The sequence below is a fragment of the Bradyrhizobium sp. genome (assembly GCF_016462955.1).
Taxonomy (GTDB): Bacteria; Pseudomonadota; Alphaproteobacteria; order Rhizobiales; family Xanthobacteraceae; genus Bradyrhizobium.
In genome coordinates, this window is the sequence record NZ_JAEMSD010000052.1 from 19,814 (window position 1) to 20,265 (window position 452).

General features: G+C 65.9%; 1 protein-coding gene. It reads right to left on the reverse strand.

Annotated elements, in window-relative coordinates; all coding sequences use genetic code 11:
* The coding region (locus JHD07_RS08610) for an acyl-CoA dehydrogenase domain-containing protein (RefSeq protein WP_291621055.1) at nt 1-452 on the reverse strand (452 nt) is incomplete at both ends.

A 452-nucleotide genomic window follows, 5' to 3' on the forward strand; every position in this document is an offset into this window, starting at 1 on the left:
GGCGATCGCGGGCCGCCGAGGGCTCCAGCACGATGCCGGCGCATTGATGCACGACACGGTCGGACGGGCCCAGCACGCGGGCGCCGAACGGCTGGACCACGAGCTTGAGGACAATTGCGACGAAGCGGTTCGGCAGGTTGGCGAGAATTTCGGCAAACCGGTTCTCGATGGTCTTGAAGCCGCTCGCCATGCACCATTCCAGCGCGGCAAAATCCTCCTTCTGCCGACCCTCGTCCTGCCATCGCTTCAGCGCAGCCGAGAGCAGATACAGTTCGGAGAGGATGTCGCCAAAACGGGCCGACAGCATTTCCTTGCGCTTGAGCGCGCCGCCGAGAGTCAAGAGCGCCATGTCGGCGCAGAGCGCGAAGGCTGCGGAGTAGCGCGAGAGCTGGCGATAGAACGGCGTGGCACCGCCCGCGTCGGGCGCCGGCGCGAATGCGCCAAAAGTCCAG